This window comes from Arthrobacter echini, from assembly GCF_004803505.1.
GTDB classification, from domain to species: domain Bacteria; phylum Actinomycetota; class Actinomycetes; order Actinomycetales; family Micrococcaceae; genus Arthrobacter_D; species Arthrobacter_D echini.
The window spans coordinates 261,204-277,388 of the sequence record NZ_SSWH01000002.1; the positions used below are offsets into that span (position 1 = coordinate 261,204).

At 66.5% G+C, this 16,185-nt stretch carries 17 protein-coding genes; 6 read left to right on the forward strand and 11 right to left on the reverse strand.

The genetic code is table 11. The features are described from left to right. Positions 1–50: 50 nt before the first annotated feature. The 3 genes from E8P82_RS03585 to E8P82_RS03595 all read right to left on the reverse strand — a co-directional run bounded on the left by E8P82_RS03585 (position 51) and on the right by E8P82_RS03595 (position 3,874). A complete protein-coding gene (locus E8P82_RS03585; RefSeq protein ID WP_246020925.1) occupies positions 51–1,160 on the reverse strand; it encodes a BMP family lipoprotein in 1,110 nt (369 codons plus the stop codon). A gap of 281 nt (positions 1,161–1,441) precedes the next feature. After that, positions 1,442–2,647: an amidohydrolase gene (locus tag E8P82_RS03590; protein WP_136453115.1), complete on the reverse strand. Its 1,206-nt coding sequence runs from the start codon at positions 2,645–2,647 to the stop codon at positions 1,442–1,444. An 87-nt stretch (positions 2,648–2,734) separates the two neighbouring features. Then, positions 2,735–3,874, reverse strand: a complete 1,140-nt coding sequence (locus tag E8P82_RS03595; RefSeq protein WP_136453116.1) for a mannose-1-phosphate guanylyltransferase — start codon at positions 3,872–3,874, stop codon at positions 2,735–2,737. Positions 3,875–4,099: 225 nt separating this feature from the next. On the opposite strand from E8P82_RS03595, the gene sdhC reads away from it, so the two are divergent. The 4 genes from sdhC to E8P82_RS03615 all read left to right on the forward strand — a co-directional run bounded on the left by sdhC (position 4,100) and on the right by E8P82_RS03615 (position 7,612). Then, the gene (sdhC, locus tag E8P82_RS03600; RefSeq protein ID WP_136453117.1) at positions 4,100–4,483 is read left to right on the forward strand and encodes a succinate dehydrogenase, cytochrome b556 subunit; all 384 of its coding nucleotides are present in this window, start codon (positions 4,100–4,102) and stop codon (positions 4,481–4,483) included. Positions 4,484–4,488: 5 nt separating this feature from the next. Further along, the gene (locus E8P82_RS03605; RefSeq protein ID WP_136453118.1) at positions 4,489–4,956 is read left to right on the forward strand and encodes a succinate dehydrogenase hydrophobic membrane anchor subunit; all 468 of its coding nucleotides are present in this window, start codon (positions 4,489–4,491) and stop codon (positions 4,954–4,956) included. An 89-nt stretch (positions 4,957–5,045) separates the two neighbouring features. Continuing rightward, the gene (sdhA, locus tag E8P82_RS03610; RefSeq protein WP_136453119.1) at positions 5,046–6,824 is read left to right on the forward strand and encodes a succinate dehydrogenase flavoprotein subunit; all 1,779 of its coding nucleotides are present in this window, start codon (positions 5,046–5,048) and stop codon (positions 6,822–6,824) included. Next, positions 6,824–7,612 (forward strand): succinate dehydrogenase iron-sulfur subunit, encoded by a 789-nt coding sequence (locus E8P82_RS03615; protein WP_136453120.1) that lies wholly within the window; start codon positions 6,824–6,826, stop codon positions 7,610–7,612. Before sdhA ends, E8P82_RS03615 begins: the two co-directional genes overlap by 1 nt. Positions 7,613–7,750: 138 nt before the next feature. On the opposite strand, the gene E8P82_RS03620 is transcribed toward E8P82_RS03615, so the two are convergent. The 5 genes from E8P82_RS03620 to E8P82_RS03640 form a co-directional block, all read right to left on the reverse strand. Further along, on the reverse strand, positions 7,751–8,704 hold the full coding sequence (locus tag E8P82_RS03620; RefSeq protein WP_136453121.1) for a YihY/virulence factor BrkB family protein: 954 nt from the start codon (positions 8,702–8,704) through the stop codon (positions 7,751–7,753). A 94-nt stretch (positions 8,705–8,798) separates the two neighbouring features. Continuing rightward, positions 8,799–9,407: a 2'-5' RNA ligase family protein gene (locus tag E8P82_RS03625; protein WP_136453122.1), complete on the reverse strand. Its 609-nt coding sequence runs from the start codon at positions 9,405–9,407 to the stop codon at positions 8,799–8,801. Then, positions 9,404–10,447 carry a tryptophan--tRNA ligase gene (gene trpS / locus E8P82_RS03630; RefSeq protein ID WP_136453123.1) on the reverse strand — a complete coding sequence of 348 codons (1,044 nt, stop codon included), beginning with the start codon at positions 10,445–10,447 and terminating at the stop codon, positions 9,404–9,406. The genes E8P82_RS03625 and trpS overlap by 4 nt, the downstream gene beginning before the upstream one ends. A 17-nt stretch (positions 10,448–10,464) precedes the next feature. After that, complete coding sequence (locus E8P82_RS03635) at positions 10,465–11,271, reverse strand: exodeoxyribonuclease III (RefSeq protein ID WP_136453231.1); 807 nt, start codon at positions 11,269–11,271, stop codon at positions 10,465–10,467. Between the two features lie 72 nt (positions 11,272–11,343). Further along, positions 11,344–11,841: a hypothetical protein gene (locus E8P82_RS03640; RefSeq protein ID WP_136453124.1), complete on the reverse strand. Its 498-nt coding sequence runs from the start codon at positions 11,839–11,841 to the stop codon at positions 11,344–11,346. A 170-nt stretch (positions 11,842–12,011) separates the two neighbouring features. On the opposite strand from E8P82_RS03640, the gene E8P82_RS03645 reads away from it, so the two are divergent. Together E8P82_RS03645 and E8P82_RS03650 are read left to right on the forward strand one after the other, a co-directional pair. After that, complete coding sequence (locus E8P82_RS03645) at positions 12,012–12,785, forward strand: hypothetical protein (protein ID WP_136453125.1); 774 nt, start codon at positions 12,012–12,014, stop codon at positions 12,783–12,785. Between the two features lie 42 nt (positions 12,786–12,827). Continuing rightward, positions 12,828–13,481 (forward strand): class F sortase, encoded by a 654-nt coding sequence (locus tag E8P82_RS03650; RefSeq protein ID WP_136453126.1) that lies wholly within the window; start codon positions 12,828–12,830, stop codon positions 13,479–13,481. Positions 13,482–13,490: 9 nt separating this feature from the next. On the opposite strand, the gene E8P82_RS03655 is transcribed toward E8P82_RS03650, so the two are convergent. Genes E8P82_RS03655 through E8P82_RS03665 form a run of 3 tightly spaced genes read right to left on the reverse strand, consistent with a single transcriptional unit; the run spans position 13,491 to position 16,127 of the window. Beyond that, entirely contained in the window at positions 13,491–14,324 is an 834-nt protein-coding gene (locus E8P82_RS03655) for an ABC transporter permease (RefSeq protein WP_136453127.1), read from the reverse strand. After that, the gene (locus E8P82_RS03660; protein WP_246020926.1) at positions 14,321–15,199 is read right to left on the reverse strand and encodes an ABC transporter permease; all 879 of its coding nucleotides are present in this window, start codon (positions 15,197–15,199) and stop codon (positions 14,321–14,323) included. Before E8P82_RS03660 ends, E8P82_RS03655 begins: the two co-directional genes overlap by 4 nt. After that, the gene (locus E8P82_RS03665) at positions 15,192–16,127 is read right to left on the reverse strand and encodes an ABC transporter ATP-binding protein (protein WP_136453128.1); all 936 of its coding nucleotides are present in this window, start codon (positions 16,125–16,127) and stop codon (positions 15,192–15,194) included. Before E8P82_RS03665 ends, E8P82_RS03660 begins: the two co-directional genes overlap by 8 nt. Positions 16,128–16,185: the final 58 nt, after the last annotated feature.

Genomic DNA, 16,185 nt, shown 5'->3' on the forward strand with positions numbered 1-16,185 from the left:
TCCTCGCGTGGTCCTTGCGGGGACGAGGGCGGTTCTGCGCCGGTGACGGACTACTGGGGGCTGGCAGCCGAATCCACGGTGATGTCACCGGAGATGATCTGCGCCTCCAGGTCGTCGAGCGTGGTCTGCAGCTCGGCCGGCACATTGGCCTCCTGGTCGTGGAACGGCGCAAGCGCGACACCGCCGTTCTCCAGGGTGCCCACGTACGGGCTGTTGTCGAACTCGCCGTCGACGTCGTTGGTGATGACCTCCTCGACGGCGTCGCCCATGAGCTTCATGACGGAGGTGAGGATGAACTCCTGACCCTTGCCCGCGGTCTCGTAGCCGTCCGAATCCACCCAGACAGCCTTCACGTCCTCGCCTGCCGCGTTGGCCTCGATCACGGCATCGAGCGTGCCGGAGCCCACCGGGCCCGCGACGGGCATGATGATGTCCGCGCCCTCGTTGATGAAGTTCTGGGTGTTGGTCTTGCCCGCGGCTGCATCCTCGAAGTTCCCGATGAAGGTGCCGTTCTGGCTGTCCTGATCCCACCCGAGGAGCTCGACGTCGCCGTCGTTCTCCTCGTTGTAGTAGTCGACGCCCTCGGCGAAGCCGTCCATGAAGATGGTCACGGTCGGGATGTTGACCCCGCCGTAGGTGGCCACCGTGCCCGTCTCGGTCGTCGCGGCGGCGGCGTACCCGGCCAGGAAGGCGGCTTCGGCCGTGTCGTAGATGATCGGCTTGACGTTCGGCAGGTCGATCGAATTGTCGTCGATGATTGCGAAGTTCGTCTCGGTGTTCGCCTCAGCGGTGTCCCTCGTGGTGTCGGCGAGTAGGAACCCGACCGTGATGATCAGGTTGCAGCCGTCCGCGACCATCGCGTCCACGTTGGGTCCGAAGTCGGTCTGTGCCTGCGACTCGGCCTCGTTGGTCTGGATGCCCAGATCGCTCTGGGCCATCTGCAGACCCTCGTAGCTGGACTGGTTGAACGAGCGATCGTCGAATCCGCCCGAGTCCGAGACGATGCAGCCGAGGTAGTCGGGGTTCGCCCCGGCCTCGGACCCGCCGGAGGCGTCCTCGGCGGGCGGCGCGCCGCAGCCGGACAGGACGAGGGCCGATGCGCCGAGGACGGCGGCCGACAGGCCGGTTCCACGTGAGAACCTGCTCAGTGAGTTCTTCAAAATGCCTCCAGGAAGAGAAGTACGCCACGGGGACGAATACCAGTGAGTGTCCATCACGGGTCGCATGGGATCCGAGGCTCTGTTGTCACTGACATGGGGTGTCATTGCATTGTCGTGGCGCCGCGACAGCGTCGATGCAGCACGTATGCCAACATCCTAAGGCTATGGTGACGTGGAGCACGACACCGGGAGCTTCGCGTGGCGCGCCGATCGTTCGGAGTTCCTCGGGCAGGACGATCTCAGGTTCCCAGTGCCCGTTGCCTCTCAGTGCCCGTTGCCTCTCAATGCCCATTGCCCAGTAGCGCCTGCAACGCCGCTGCCGCCATGACCCGGATGCCGCACTCGATCGAGCGCTCGTCCGGCGCGTAGTCGCCGCGGTGCAGATCGAACGTCTCCCCTCCGGGAGTGCGCGTCCCGAGCCGCATCATGGCGCCGGGCACCTGCTGTGTCATCCAGGCGAAGTCCTCACCGCCCATCGACTGCGGCGTCAGCACCACGGCCTTCGCACCCAGCTCGGCGCGCGCAGCGGCCTCGAGCAGGCCGATCTCCGCCTCCTGGTTCACCACCGGGGGTACACCGCGGATGTGCTCGAGCTTGACCTCGACGCCGAAGGGTGCCGCGATCTCACGCACGGTGCGGTCGAGCAGCTCACCGGCGGACTCCCAGGCCTCACCGTCCAGGCACCGTAGGGTGCCGGACATGAAGCCCTGGGCGGGGATGGCGTTGGGGGCGGAACCGGCGTGGATCTGCCCCCACACCATCGAGACGGCGCTGCGCACGTCGATCCGCCGGGACAGCACCGCCGGGACGTTCACGGCGATGGTGGCCAGGGCGAAGACCAGGTCCTCGGTCAGATGCGGCCGGGAGGTGTGGCCACCGTGGCCCGTCAGCTCCACCCGGATGGTGTCGGACGCCGAGGTGATGGCGCCGATGCGTGTGCCGACGAGTCCGACGTCGATCCGCGGGTCGCAGTGCAGTGCCAGGATCCGCGGGAGACCGACCAGGACGCCCTGCGCGATCACGTCGAGGGCGCCGCCGGGCATCATCTCCTCGGCGGGCTGGAAGATGATCCGCACCGTCCCCGGGAGCGGTTCGGTCGCGTCGAGTTCGGCGAGCACGCGCGCGACGCCGAGCATCACCGTCGTGTGGATGTCGTGGCCGCACGCATGGGTCACACCCGGCGTCCGGGAGGAGTAGTCCAGGCCCGTCTCCTCGCCGATCGGCAGCGCGTCGATGTCCGCGCGCAGCCCGAGGACCATGGGGCCGCGGCCGATATCGACGACGACGCCGGTTCCGGCCAGACGCTGCGGAGCCAGCCCTGCCCCCTGGAGCTGTTCCACGATGAGCTCAGTGGTCCGCTTCTCCGCGAAGGACAGCTCCGGGTGGCGGTGGAGTTCGCGCCGGATCTCCGTCAGTCCGCCGAGGTGCGGCTCGAGGGCCGGCCCCACGCGCGAGATCGAGGCGCTGCGGGCGTTGTACGTTTCCACGTGATCAGCCTACCGACCGGTGCCGCGCGCAGATGCACCCGGGCCGCCCACCGTCGAGGGGAAGTCCGTGAAGTGCAGCTTTCCCGCTTACAGGACGTCGGTGTCGCCGCTGGCCCGCAGCCGTTCGACGGCCTTCTTGACCTCCTGCGCGTGCTCCTTGGTCGTCACGAGCAGCGCGTCGGGAGTGTCCACGATGACGACGTCGTCGATCCCGATCAGCGCGATGACGCGCTTGGTGTCCGAGACCACGATGCCGGAGGCGTTCTCCGAGAACACCCGGGCGCCCTCGCCCATCACCTTCAGCTCGCTGTTCTCCTCCGCCGGGTTGAGGCGGCCGATGGCGGCGAAGTCCCCGACGTCGTCCCAGCTGAAGCCACCGGGGATCATGGCGACGTCGCCCGCTGCCGCCGCGGGTTCGGCCACCGCGTAGTCGATCGCGATCTTCGGAAGGGTCGGCCAGATGCGGCGGGCCACCTGGACCCGCTGCGGGGTGTCCCAGGAGGCGGCGATCTCCAGCAGGCCGGCATGCAGTTCGGGCTCGTTCGCCGCGAGATGCCTGAGCATGAGCTCCACCGGTGCCACGAACATCCCGGCGTTCCACGAGTAGTTGCCGCTGTCGATATAGCCGTCGGCCACGGCCTGCGACGGCTTCTCGACGAACTCGATGACGGCTCGCGCCGTCGGCGCGCCTGCCACGGTCAGCGGGTCTCCGGCACGGATGTAGCCGAAGCCCGTGGAGGGGTGCGTCGGTTCGATCCCGATGGTGACGATATATCCCTCCGCCGCCGTGTGGATGGCCTCGCGGACGGCGTCCTGGAACAGCTCCGCGGGCGCGATCACCTGATCCGCGGCGAACGAGCCCATGATGATGCCCGGATCCCGCCGGTGCAGGATCGCTGCGGCGAGCCCGATCGCGGCAGCCGAATCCTTCGGTTCCGACTCGAGCACGAGGTCCGTGTCCTCGATCTCGGGGAGCTGCGCGAGTACCGCGCGCCGATGCACCACTCCCGTCACCACCATGATCCGGCCCTGCGTCAGTGGCAGGAGCCGGTCGTACGTGGCGCGGATCAGAGTGCTCCCCGAACCGGTGAGGTCGTGCAGGAACTTCGGGGCCGCCGCACGCGAGAGCGGCCACAGCCGCGTGCCGGTGCCACCTGCCGGGATGACGCCGTGGAAGCGACCCAGCACACTGTCGGAAGTCCGGGCCGATGCCCTCTCGGTACTCATCCTTTCCACGGTAACCGACGCATCCGGAGCAGGACGCCGCTGCACTCGCCCGCCCATGGCAGCGGGCACCGCGTCCGGTGTCTACAAGGTCACAGGTCAGGCGCACCTTCCTTGAGCACCGAATGTCACCGGCCTAGATTATTGTTGTCCACAGAGTGCTGTCGCACCGGCGTGATCCCTGCGTTCAATGCGCTAACGCCCTCGCGATGCAGGGAGGTCATTTCGATGTCGAAGACACTGGTACCAGCAGGCACCCTCTACCGTGGCCGGGAAGGTCAGTGGTCCTGGGTGGCGCACCGCATCACGGGGGTGGTCATCTTCTTCTTCCTCCTCGTGCACGTGCTCGACACCTCCCTGGTGCGCGTCTCGCCCGAGGCGTACGACGCCGTGATCGCCTCCTACAAGAACCCCATCATGGGCCTGGGCGAGCTGGGGCTCGTCGCAGCCATCGTCTTCCACGCCTTCAACGGGATCCGCGTCATCCTCGTGGACTTCTGGAAGAAGGGTCCGCGCTACCACCGCCAGATGCTCTGGAGCGTCGTGGGCCTCTGGGCAGTCGTCATGATCGCCTTCTCGATCCGCCATCTCATGCACGTCTTCGGAGGTTAGGAACCATGGCCACCCCCACTATCGAGAGCCCGCGCTCCGGCCGCGTCGCGCCGGGCTATTCACGCTCATCGACCTCTCGCGGCAACTTCGAGATGATCGCGTGGCTGTTCATGCGCCTGTCCGGCGCCCTCCTCGTCGTCCTGATCTTCACCCACCTCTGGGTCAACCTCATCAGCGGCGACGGCATCAGCGGCGTCGACTTCGGTTTCGTGGCCGGGAAGTGGGCCAGCACCCTCTGGCGCATCTGGGATCTGACCATGCTGTGGCTGGCCATGCTGCACGGCACGAACGGCATCCGCGTGATCATCAACGACTACGCGGAGAAGAGCAGCACCCGCATGTGGCTCAAGGGAGTGCTCTATACCGCGACCGCCGTCATCGTGGTCCTGGGGACTCTCGTCATCTTCACCTTCGATCCCTGCCCGGTGATCGACGGTGTAGCGTCCACCGCCAGCTACTGCCCCGCCGTCTAGACCCGGAACACGCCCCCCCGGCACACGTAGTACCCGCGCCTGGCGCCCGCACCTCAGACACAACGGTTTCAACAGAAAGAGCGACCAGTATGCAGGTCCACAAGTACGACGTCGTCATCGTCGGCGCCGGTGGTGCAGGAATGCGCGCCGCCATCGAAGCGGGCCAGCGCGCCCACACAGCCGTCCTGACGAAGCTCTATCCCACGAGATCGCACACGGGCGCTGCCCAGGGCGGTATGTGTGCAGCCCTCGCGAACGTCGAGGAGGACAACTGGGAGTGGCACACGTTCGACACGGTCAAGGGCGGGGACTACCTCGTGGACCAGGATGCCGCCGAGGTCATGGCGAAGGAGGCCATCGACGCCGTCCTCGACCTCGAGAAGATGGGACTGCCGTTCAACAGGACACCCGAGGGACGCATCGACCAGCGCAGGTTCGGCGGTCATACGCGTGACCATGGCAAGGCTCCGGTCCGCCGGTCCTGCTACGCCGCGGACCGCACCGGTCACATGATCCTGCAGACGCTCTACCAGAACTGCGTCAAGCACAACGTCGAGTTCTACAACGAGTACTACGTGCTCGATCTGCTGATGGTGGACCAGGAGGTCACGGTCGACGGTGAGACGCGCCTCGAGAAGCGGGTCGCCGGCGTCGTGTCCTACGACCTCGCGTCGGGAGAACTGCATGTCTTCCAGGCCAAGTCGGTCGTCATCGCCTCCGGAGGCGTGGGAAAGGTCTACAAGACCACGTCCAATGCGCACACCCTGACCGGCGACGGCATGGGCATCGCGTTCCGGCGGGGTATCCCGCTCGAGGACATGGAGTTCTTCCAGTTCCATCCCACCGGCCTGGCCGGTCTCGGGATCCTGCTCTCGGAGGCGGCGCGCGGCGAGGGTGCCATCCTGCGCAACTCGGACGGCGAACGGTTCATGGAACGCTACGCGCCGACCATCAAGGATCTGGCCCCGCGCGACATCGTGGCCCGCTCCATGGCCAACGAGGTACGCGAGGGGCGCGGCGCCGGTCCGAACAAGGATTACGTCCTGCTCGATCTGACGCACCTCGAACCCGCACACATCGACGCGAAACTCCCCGACATCACGGAGTTCGCCCGCACCTATCTCGGGGTGGAGCCCTACACCGAGCCCGTCCCGGTCTTCCCCACCGCGCACTATGCGATGGGCGGGATTCCGACCAACATCTCGGCGGAGGTGCTCTCGGACAACGAGACGGTGGTTCCCGGGCTCTATGCGGCCGGCGAGGTGGCCTGCGTCTCGGTGCACGGTTCCAATCGCCTCGGGACCAATTCGCTCCTGGACATCAACGTGTTCGGCAAGCGTGCCGGTCTCGCGGCGGCCGAGTACGCGCTGACGGCGGACTTCGTGGAGATTCCCGAGAACCCCACGGCGGAGACCGAGGCACTGCTCGATCGTGCGCGCAGCTCCGAGGGTGGCGAGCGGGTTGCCGCCATTCGCAAGGAACTCCAGGACATCATGGACGCCAACGTCCAGGTGTTCCGCACGGAGCAGACTCTTCTGGAAGCGCTGAGCGTCATCGACGGCCTGGAGGAGCGCTACACGCGCATCACGGTCCAGGACAAGGGGAAGAGGTTCAACCTCGATCTGCTCGAAGCCGTGGAACTCGGCTTCCTGCTCGACATGGCGAAGGTCATGACGGCGGCTGCGCTGCACCGGCAGGAGTCCCGTGGAGGCCACTTCCGCGAGGACTTCCCCGAGCGCGACGACGAGAACTTCATGACCCACTCCATGGCCTACAAGGACCCCAGCGCCACACGGACCAGCGGTGTCCGTCTCGAAACCAAACCTGTGATCTTCACCCGATACGAGCCGATGGAGCGTAAGTACTGATGAGTGCAGAAACCATGGAGAAGGAGCCGGCGTCGAAGGTCGAGCTCGCGCCCGGCGTCGGCGGTGGCGGGGAGATCCCGACCTTCGATGTCACGCTCAAGGTCCGCCGCTACAACCCGGAGATCTCGGACGAGGCGCACTGGGACGAGTGGAAGCTGACCATGTACGGCACGGACCGCGTGCTCGATGCCCTCCACAAGGTCAAGTGGGAGCACGACGGTTCGGTGTCCTTCCGCCGGTCCTGCGCGCACGGGGTCTGCGGGTCGGACGCCATGCGCATCAACGGCCGCAACCGGCTAGCCTGCAAGACCCTGCTGAAGGACCTCGACACGTCCAAGCCCATTCTCGTGGAGCCCATCAAGGGCCTGCCGGTGGAGAAGGACCTGATCGTGGACATGGAACCGTTCTTCCAGTCCTATCGGGAGATCATGCCGTTCCTGATCAGCAAGGGACACTCGCCCACGAAGGAGCGCCTGCAGTCCGCCGAGGAACGTGAGCGGTACGACGACACCACGAAGTGCATCCTCTGCGCTGCCTGCACCTCCTCGTGCCCGGTCTTCTGGACCGACGGTCAGTACTTCGGGCCGGCGGCGATCGTGAATGCGCACCGGTTCATCTTCGATTCACGCGATGACGCCGGCGACATGCGCCTGGAGATCCTCAACGACAAGGAAGGGGTCTGGCGCTGCCGCACCACCTTCAACTGCACCGAGGCGTGTCCGCGCGGCATCCAGGTCACCAAGGCCATCTCCGAGGTCAAGCAGGCGATCCTGACCCGCAAGATCTGAGCGAACAGATCCCACGCACGACGGATGTGCGTCCAGTTCCACTCGTCGAAGGGCGGTCCGTTCAGCGGGCCGCCCTTCGACGTGTCGGCAGGCAGCTGCTGCATCGGCAGGCAGCAGCGGTGATGGCCACCGGCCGTCTCAGCTACGGACCCGCCGGCGGCTCCGCTGCCTGAGGGTGCCGGCTTTCGCGTGGTGCTCCCGCTGGGCGTCCACCTCGGCGTCGGCCGTCGCGATGGCGCACCACGCGGTGGCCAGCAGGTACACCTGGCTGAGCAGGAAGAACCAGACGAAGAGCGCGAGGATCACGGCGAAGGAGAACAGGAGCGGGTTGTTGCCGAAACTGCCGAGGATCTGCGCCGAGAAGGTTCTCAGCACTGTGCTGCCGAGGCCGGCGATGATCGCCCCGCGACGCAGGACAGCCCTGGGCATCTCGATGGCCGACGCCGACCTGAGCAGGATCGCCGCCATGAGCGTGTCCAGCAGGATCATCAGCAGGAAGCCCGCGCCCTGCGTCAGGACCTGGGTGACCGCTCCCAGGTCGAGGACCACGAGCAGGGCGTCCAGCGTGTTGTTCGCAATGACGCCGAGTGCGGTCGTGACCAGCATCACGGCGCCCAGGAGGGCGAGTGTGCCCAGATCCTTGATCCTGAGCAGCACCGGGTTCATGGCCACCGGCCCCAGCGCGAAGAGCCCGCGCATGGCCTGCCTCATCCCTCCGATCCAGCCCAGGGAGGTCACGAGCATCACGGCAGTGAATACGACGATCGCCCAGCCCAGGCCACTCGTCGCGTCGAACAGGGTCTGCGGTCTGAGCAGCCCTCCCTCCCCCCGGCCCCTGTCGATCAGGCCGGGAACGGACTGGTCGAGGGCGTCCACCGTGATGGTCCGTAGGGCCTCGTTGCCCGCGATCACGATACCCACCGTCGCGAAGCCGACCACGAGCAGGGCTGCGATGGCGAAGAAGAGCCGATAGGCGAGCCCTGCCGCCATCAACGGACCGCGGCGTTCGACGTACAGCAGCAGTACCCGAACAGGTTCGAGGGTGAAGAAGCGAAAGAGCCCGACGTTCAGCCGGGCGAGAAGGAGTGCCATGCCGGGAGTATCGGAGCGCCGGAGACGACCGAGCCTGATCTGCGCGTCTATGACCCTGCGCTGGAGATCGGGCAGATTGGCAGGGGACGGCTGATCAATCGGCGACGGCTTGGGAGCGGTCAGTGTCCTCGCCAAAGTTCAGCTCCTCCCTGAGCTTCCACAGTCCCGACGGAACGTGTTCATAGAGTCCCATGGACTGCACCCGGAAGGAGGCCTCGAAGGTTGCCAGCGTCCTCTCGGCCTCGTCCATGCCGGCGTCGGACACGTCGTGCGCCACGGTCACGTGGGGGAAGAAGTCGAAGGCCAGGTCACGTTCCAGCGGTCCGCTCTGAAGCCTGGTATGGAGATCGGCGCACTCGCCGGCTCCGCGGACGAGCCGGAGGAACACCACCGGAGAGACCGGCCTGAAGGAACCGGTACCGTGCAGGCGTACCTCGAAGGGCTGCTGCTCACGTGCCACCTGACGGACGTGGTCGATGGTGGCACCCCAGTCCGATGCAGGTGTTGTGGTGATGAGGGTGATGTGTGGCGGGACGAGGGCTGCCATCGGATCGCCGAACGACGCCCGGAGCGTCTCGAGCGTTCCGGCCAGGGGCTCCGGGACGGGGATCGTGATCCCGACACAGGTTGCTGTATCGCCCGGATCAGCCGGACGGGACGCCTCCGTCACCGATCCGCCATGGCGCGGACTGGTGGGACTCATCGGACCTGTGCCGCGGGAAGGAATCCGACACGTTCATAGACGTCGGCGAGCGTCGGTGCAGCAAGATTCCGCGCCTTCGCAGCACCCTGTGCCAGAAGCCGGTCGAGCTCGGCAGGATCGGCCAGGAGCTCCTCGGTACGCCGGCGGACCGGGGTGAGTGCCTCGACGACCACCTCGGCGAGATCCACTTTCAGATGTCCGTACAGTCGACCCTCGTACGCGGTCTCCAGTTCGGCGATACTCCTCCCCGACAGGGCCGAGTACACGGTGAGCAGATTGGAGATTCCCGGCTTGCCCTCCCGGTCGAAGCGGATCTCCGCTCCCGTATCCGTGACCGCGGATCTGATGCGCTTGGCGGTGACCGCCGGATCGTCGAGGACATTCACGAGTCCGGCGGGCGACGACGCCGACTTCGACATCTTCGCCGTCGGATTCTGCAGATCGTAGATCTTGGCCGACTCCTTCTGGATGAAGGGGCGGGGAAGGACGAACGTCTCACCGAACCGCGTGTTGAACCGCTGTGCGAGGTCCCGGCTCAGCTCGACGTGCTGGCGCTGGTCCTCACCGACGGGGACCCCGTCCGGCTGATAGAGCAGGATGTCCGCGGCCTGCAGGATCGGGTAGGTGAACAGGCCCACGCTCGCGGAATCGGTTCCCTGTCTGGCGGCCTTGTCCTTGAACTGCGTCATGCGGGACGCCTCACCGAAGCCCGTGAGGCAGTTCAGGACCCAGGCGAGCTGGGCGTGTTCCGGTACCTGGGACTGCACGAAGAGGGTGGCCCTGTCCGGGTCCACGCCACCTGCGATGTACTGCGCCGCCGTGATCCGGGTGCGGTGGGCGAGCTCCCGCGGATCCTGCGGAACCGTGATGGCGTGCAGGTCCGGGATGAAGAAGACCGCGTCATAGGTCTCCTGGAGGCGGACCCACTGCACGAGTGCACCGACGTAGTTCCCGAGGTGCAGGGACCCGGCAGAGGGCTGCATTCCCGAGAGGATGCGCTGGCGGCGCTGCATCGAAGGCTCAGGTGTGGATTCAGTCATGGATATGGTCCTGGATGCTAGATCTGATAGTCGACGACGAGCGGTGCGTGGTCCGAGAACCGCGTGTCCCACCCGGTCGCCCTGTCGACGTCGGCGCTCACCGCGCGTGCCGCGAGGTCCGTCGTGGCGAGCTGGTAGTCGATACGCCACCCTGTGTCGTTGTCGAACGCCTTGCCGCGCCAGGACCACCAGGTGTACGGCCCGTCGACGTCACCGGCGAGTGAACGCGCGACGTCCACGAACCCGGACTCGTCCGAGAGGTAACGGTCGAAATAGGCGCGCTCCTCCGGGAGGAATCCGGCCTTCTTCACATTGGACTTCCAGTTCCTGATGTCGCGCGTCGTATGACCCACGTTCAGATCACCCGTCACGACGGCGTACCCGCCCCGTTCCCGGAGCTGGGCCAGGCGTGCGCCGAGGGCGTCGAGGAAGCGGTACTTGTCATCCTGCTTCGGGGTGCCCACTTCACCGGAGTGGACGTAGGCGCTGACGACCGTCAAGGAGGTTCCGTGATGATCGAAGTCGGCTTCGACCCAGCGCCCGGCGGTGTCGAAGTAGCTGTCGCCCACGCCGGTGCGCAGCGTCGTCGGTTCCTGCCGGGAGGCGATCAGGACTCCTGCGCGGCCCCTGGCTTCGGCCTCGGCGTGATGGATGTGCCGGTCCTGGCCCAGTAGGGACCGGACGACGTCGTCGGGCGCGCGCACCTCCTGCAGGCACAGGATGTCGACGTCGCGCTGCTCGAGCCACTGCTCCATACCTCGCCTGTAGGCGGCGCGGATGCCGTTGACGTTCACCGAGGCGATGCGCAGCGGTTTCCCTTGGATCTCTGATGCCGGAGTCACCCGCTCAACCCTACTCCCGGGACCGATTCCCGGTCCTTCGTGAGCCACCGCTGATCAGTCGACAACGGTGCCCTCCACGGGTCCCTCGCCGGAGTTCTTCATCATGGAACGGGCGTTGTGCGAGGTGATCTCGATGGTCTCGAGCGCACGCTCCACCATGCCCTCGTCCTTCCCGAGATACTCCCGGACCACGCCCACCTGCACCTGCACGATCTTGAAGCTGTGCTCGAGCTTCAGGTCCCGTGCGCGGTCCGCGGCCATCGGAGTCTGCCCGTCCGTCCCGCTCGTGCCGGTCCCGCCGAAGCCGGTGGCGCCCTGCAGCCGGGCCGCGGCCTTGCGTGCTGCGGAACGAAGAGTGAACACGACGAAGCTGAACACCAGGAGCCAGCCGAGGGAGATGATCACCACCAGCCAGCCGATGACGTCGTTCTGGTTCGCCGCGAAGACCACGGCGACCAGGAAGACCACCACCATGACGGCGACCCCGGCGCTGCCCATGCGCATGCTCATGCCCCGGCCAGCCGGCCGCCCGTTGCTTCCTAGTGACTGCATCTGCCCATTCTCCCGCATGCCTCCTCCTGCTCCGCCTGCTTCCACCGCGGGCGAACTGTCAGTGTTCTCCAACTTTTCTCCCAGTGTTCCCAATCCGTGACGGTCCTCACCCCGAACTACCTCCGTGCGTGCCCCACGGTGCGCCGCATTCGCACTACGGAGGACAAATCATGAACAAGAAAATGCGTTTCCTCGCAGTACCAGCCCTGGCACTCGGCGCCGTCGCCATGGCCGGTTCGCCCGCCCTGGCAGCAGATGGCACCTACTCCTCGACGCTGGGTCAGCTCAACGGGACCACCGGCACCGGCACGGTCACCGTCGACGTCGCCGGTGACCAGGCCACGGTCAACCTGCAGGTCTCGGGCCTGGCGGAGACCTTCATGGATGGACCCTACCCTCACGTCCAGCACGTCCACGGCAACGCCATGGGCACCTGTCCGGTCCCGGCCGATGACGCCGACGGCAACGGCATCATCAGCACCACCGAGGCTGCCGGCCGCTACGGCGACATCCTCACCACGCTGAGCACGTCCGGCGACACGACTCCGGCCGCAGCCCTGAATCTCGAGCTCGGCGGCCAGGGTGGCTCGTACACCATCGAGCGCACCATCACCATCGACGAGGCCCAGCAGAAGTCGCTGGAGGAGGGCACCTCGGTCGTCGTCGTGCACGGTCTGGATCCGGCAACCGCCGGTGTGTCCGAGGACGTCTTCAACTCGCCCAGCGACCTGGATCCCGAGCTTCCCCTGGGAGCCACCTCGCCCGCGCTGTGTGGCACGCTCGTGATGGACCAGATGGCAGCCATGCCCGAGGGTGGAGCCGACACCGGTGTGGCCACCGAGTCCTCCTCCACGGGCATGATCGCCCTCGGCGGTGGCCTCGTCCTGGCGGCAGCAGCAGGCGGAACCTACGCGGTGCGTCGTCGTGCGGCACACAACGCATAGTCCGGATGTCCCGCACTGCTCGGTGAAGTAGAATCTCTCACCATGATCAGTGGAACACACGGCCATCGCTGGGGCCTCACGGCTCCGGCGGTGGCTGCCCTCTTTCTCCTCGCCGGCTGTGGCTACACCGCCGAACCGGTCGCCAAACCGGTCCTTCCGGGTACCAGCGTCACCGCCCCGTCGGCTGTCCCTTCTCCGCCCGCCGCCGGCGATCCTTCCCCGGAGCCCCTTCCTGCCGTCCTGCCGGCATCGACCCCGGTGACTCTGGACATCCCCGCGATCGATACCCGGTCCGAGCTGCTCAGCCTGGGTCTGCGCGAGAACCAGACGCTGGATGTCCCACCGGGTGAACCGGGATCGCCCGCGAGCTGGTACAACCTCTCCCCCACTCCCGGGGAGCGTGGCCCGGCGGTCATGCTCGGCCACGTCAACGCCACCGACGGAGGCGAGGGGGTCTTCGCGGGCCTGCGCGAGCTCAAGGCCGGGGACCTCATCAACGTGATCCGCGAGGACGGCAGCACGGCTGTCTTCGAGTTCCAGCACGGTGAGCAGTACCTGAAGAACGACTTCCCGACGCAGACCGTCTACGGGAACACCGACGGCTCGGAGCTGCGCCTCATCACCTGCGACGGCTACAACCCGGAGACCGGCGCGTACGACGACAACTACGTGGTGTACGCCACCCTGGTGATCTGACGCGGACACCTACTTGAGGAACAGCTTCCGCAGGCGCAGGGTGGTCAGGAGCATCCCGACGGCGATCATCAGCAGGAAGTAGCCGAGGTGGACCAGGGTGGCCGGGCTGAACGAGGCCACACTGATCTGCCTCAGCAGCTCGACGCCGTGCCAGAGGGGCAGCGCCTGGATGAACCACTGGATGCCCTGTGGGTAGACGCTCAGCGGGTAGAACGTCGCCGAGAAGAGGAACATCGGCAGCAGCACGAAGTTGACCCATTCCATCTGCTGGAACGTCTTCATGAAGCTCGTGATCCCCATGCCGAAGGACGCGAAACCGAACGCGATGATCACCGAGACCGGGACCATCAGCAGGGCCACGGGCGTGGTGAGCAGACCCATGAGCGCCATGACCGTCGTGAATCCCGCCGCGTACAGCGCACCGCGGAGCAGGGCGAGGAAGATCTCCCCGATCGCCACGTCCAGTGGTCCCAGGGAGGTGTACAGCATCCCCTGGTAGAGCTTGGCGAAGTTCATCTTGAAGAAGACGTTCCAGGTGCTGTCATACACCGCGCCGTTCATCGCCGAGACGGCGAGCAGCGCCGGGGCGATGTAGGCGGCGTAGCTGATGGGTTGGCCGTTGGGTCCCTCGACGTCTCCGACCAGGGCGCCCAGTCCGATCCCCATGGAGAGCAGATAGAGCACGGGTTCGAAGAAGCCCGAGACGAGGACCAGACCGTTGCTGCTCCGGGTCGCGAGGAGCCCGCGGGCGATGACTGCCCGGGCATTGCGGGAGTACAGGGCTGCGAGCGGCCGCGTCGATCCCTCCAGCGCGTAGTCCTGCCGCGAGAGCTGTGAGCTCATTTTCCCAGCCTCCGCGCGAAGACGGACCGGGCCAGGTGCAGGCCGACGACGGCGAGGACCACGAGGAACACCACGTGGACGACCGCGAGCCAGACCGGTAGCTCGTACCCGTAGGTGAGGGCCCGGCCCAGTTCCGTGCCGTGCCAGAGCGGTGAGATCCAGCCGATCCAGCGCAGGAACACCGGAAGGGTCTCCAGCGGGAAGAAGGTGCCGGAGAACAGGAACAGGGGTGTGACGATGAAGCGCATCACGAGCGCGAACTGGCCCCTGTCCTCCTCGAGGCCGGCGGCGAATGCCAGCAGCGGAAGGCCGAAGGCGAGTCCGGTGAGCACCGCGACAGGAATGGCGAGCACGCCCGACGGTGAGTCGGAAGCACCGAACGCGGCGACGATCACGAAGTAGATGGTGGTTGTCGCCATCAGCCGGATCGCAATGGCCAGGACGTGGCCGTTGACGATCTGGTCGGTGTTCAGCGGCGACGCATGTGGCCCGTAGTAGACCCTGCGCCACTTGAAGCCGTCCATCACCGGGTACGTGAACTCGGTGGCCGCCGTCATGATCGCCGCCGATGCCAGCAGCGCCGGTGCGATGAACGCGAGATAGCTGACCCCGCCGAAGGCATCGTCGGTGTTCCGGTCCACGAGTGTCGCCAGCCCCACGCCCAGCGCGAAGAGATAGATCACGGGCGTGCCGACACTGGAGGCGAGCAGGGTCCAGCGGTAGCTCTTCATGGAGCGCAGGACATGCTCCGCGTAGTACCAGGAACCGAATCTGCGGGCACGGGACGCCGAGATCTCGGGTGGGTGTGCGTGGAGACGGTAGGGCTGTTGCACCACGACGTCGTCGGACGCCACGGAGGGCGTTGGCTCAGTCAATGAGACTCCTTCCGGTCAGCCGCAGGAAGACGTCCTCGAGGGAGGACCGACGCACCAGCGAGGTGACGGGTTTCAGTCCGCGGGAGATGACCTGTTCGAGCGCCTCCTCGCCGTCCCTGGCGTAGATCAGGACGCGGTCGGGCAGCGGCTCGAGCCGTTCGCCGATGCCCTGCAGTTCGGCGGCGACCGTGGTGTTGCGCTCGGACCCGAACCGCAGTTCGAGCACCTCACGCGTGGAGTGGTCCCGGATGAGCTGGGCGGGTGAGCCCTCCGCCATGATCCGGCCCTTGTCGACGACGACGAGACGGTCGCAGAGCTGCTCGGCCTCGTCCATGTAGTGCGTGGTGAGGATCAGCGTCACCCCGGATTCCTTGAGCCGGAACAGGCGGTCCCACAGGACGTGGCGGGCCTGCGGATCCAGGCCCGTGGTCGGCTCGTCGAGCAGGAGGATCTTCGGTTCGTTGATGAGTGATCGGGCGATGGTCAGGCGACGCTTCATGCCGCCGGAGAGGGCGTCCACCTTCGCGCCGGACTTCTCCGTGAGCTGGGCGAACTCGAGGAGTTCGTCGGCCTTCGGTCTGAGATAGCTCATCGGCAGACCGAAGTACCGACCGTAGACGAGCAGATTGTCACGCACGCGCAGTTCCTCGTCGAGATTGTCCTGCTGCGGGACGACGCCGAGGTGTGCCCGGACCTCGGGACCGTGCTCCTCGGGGTCCAGGCCCATGATGGTCAGCTCGCCCGAGGTCCGCTGCGACACACCCCCGATCATGCGCATGGTGGTCGACTTGCCGGCGCCGTTCGGTCCGAGCAGTCCGAAGGATTCTCCTGCGGGCACGTCGAAGGAGATGCCGTCGACGGCGTGGAAGTCACCGTAGTGCTTGCTGAGCCTGTGGGCGGAGATGACGGGCGGGTCGGAGAGAGGCACTCGTTCAGCGTAGGCGAGATGTGCCGGTGATCGTGGAGGAGCTGACCACGTGATGCTT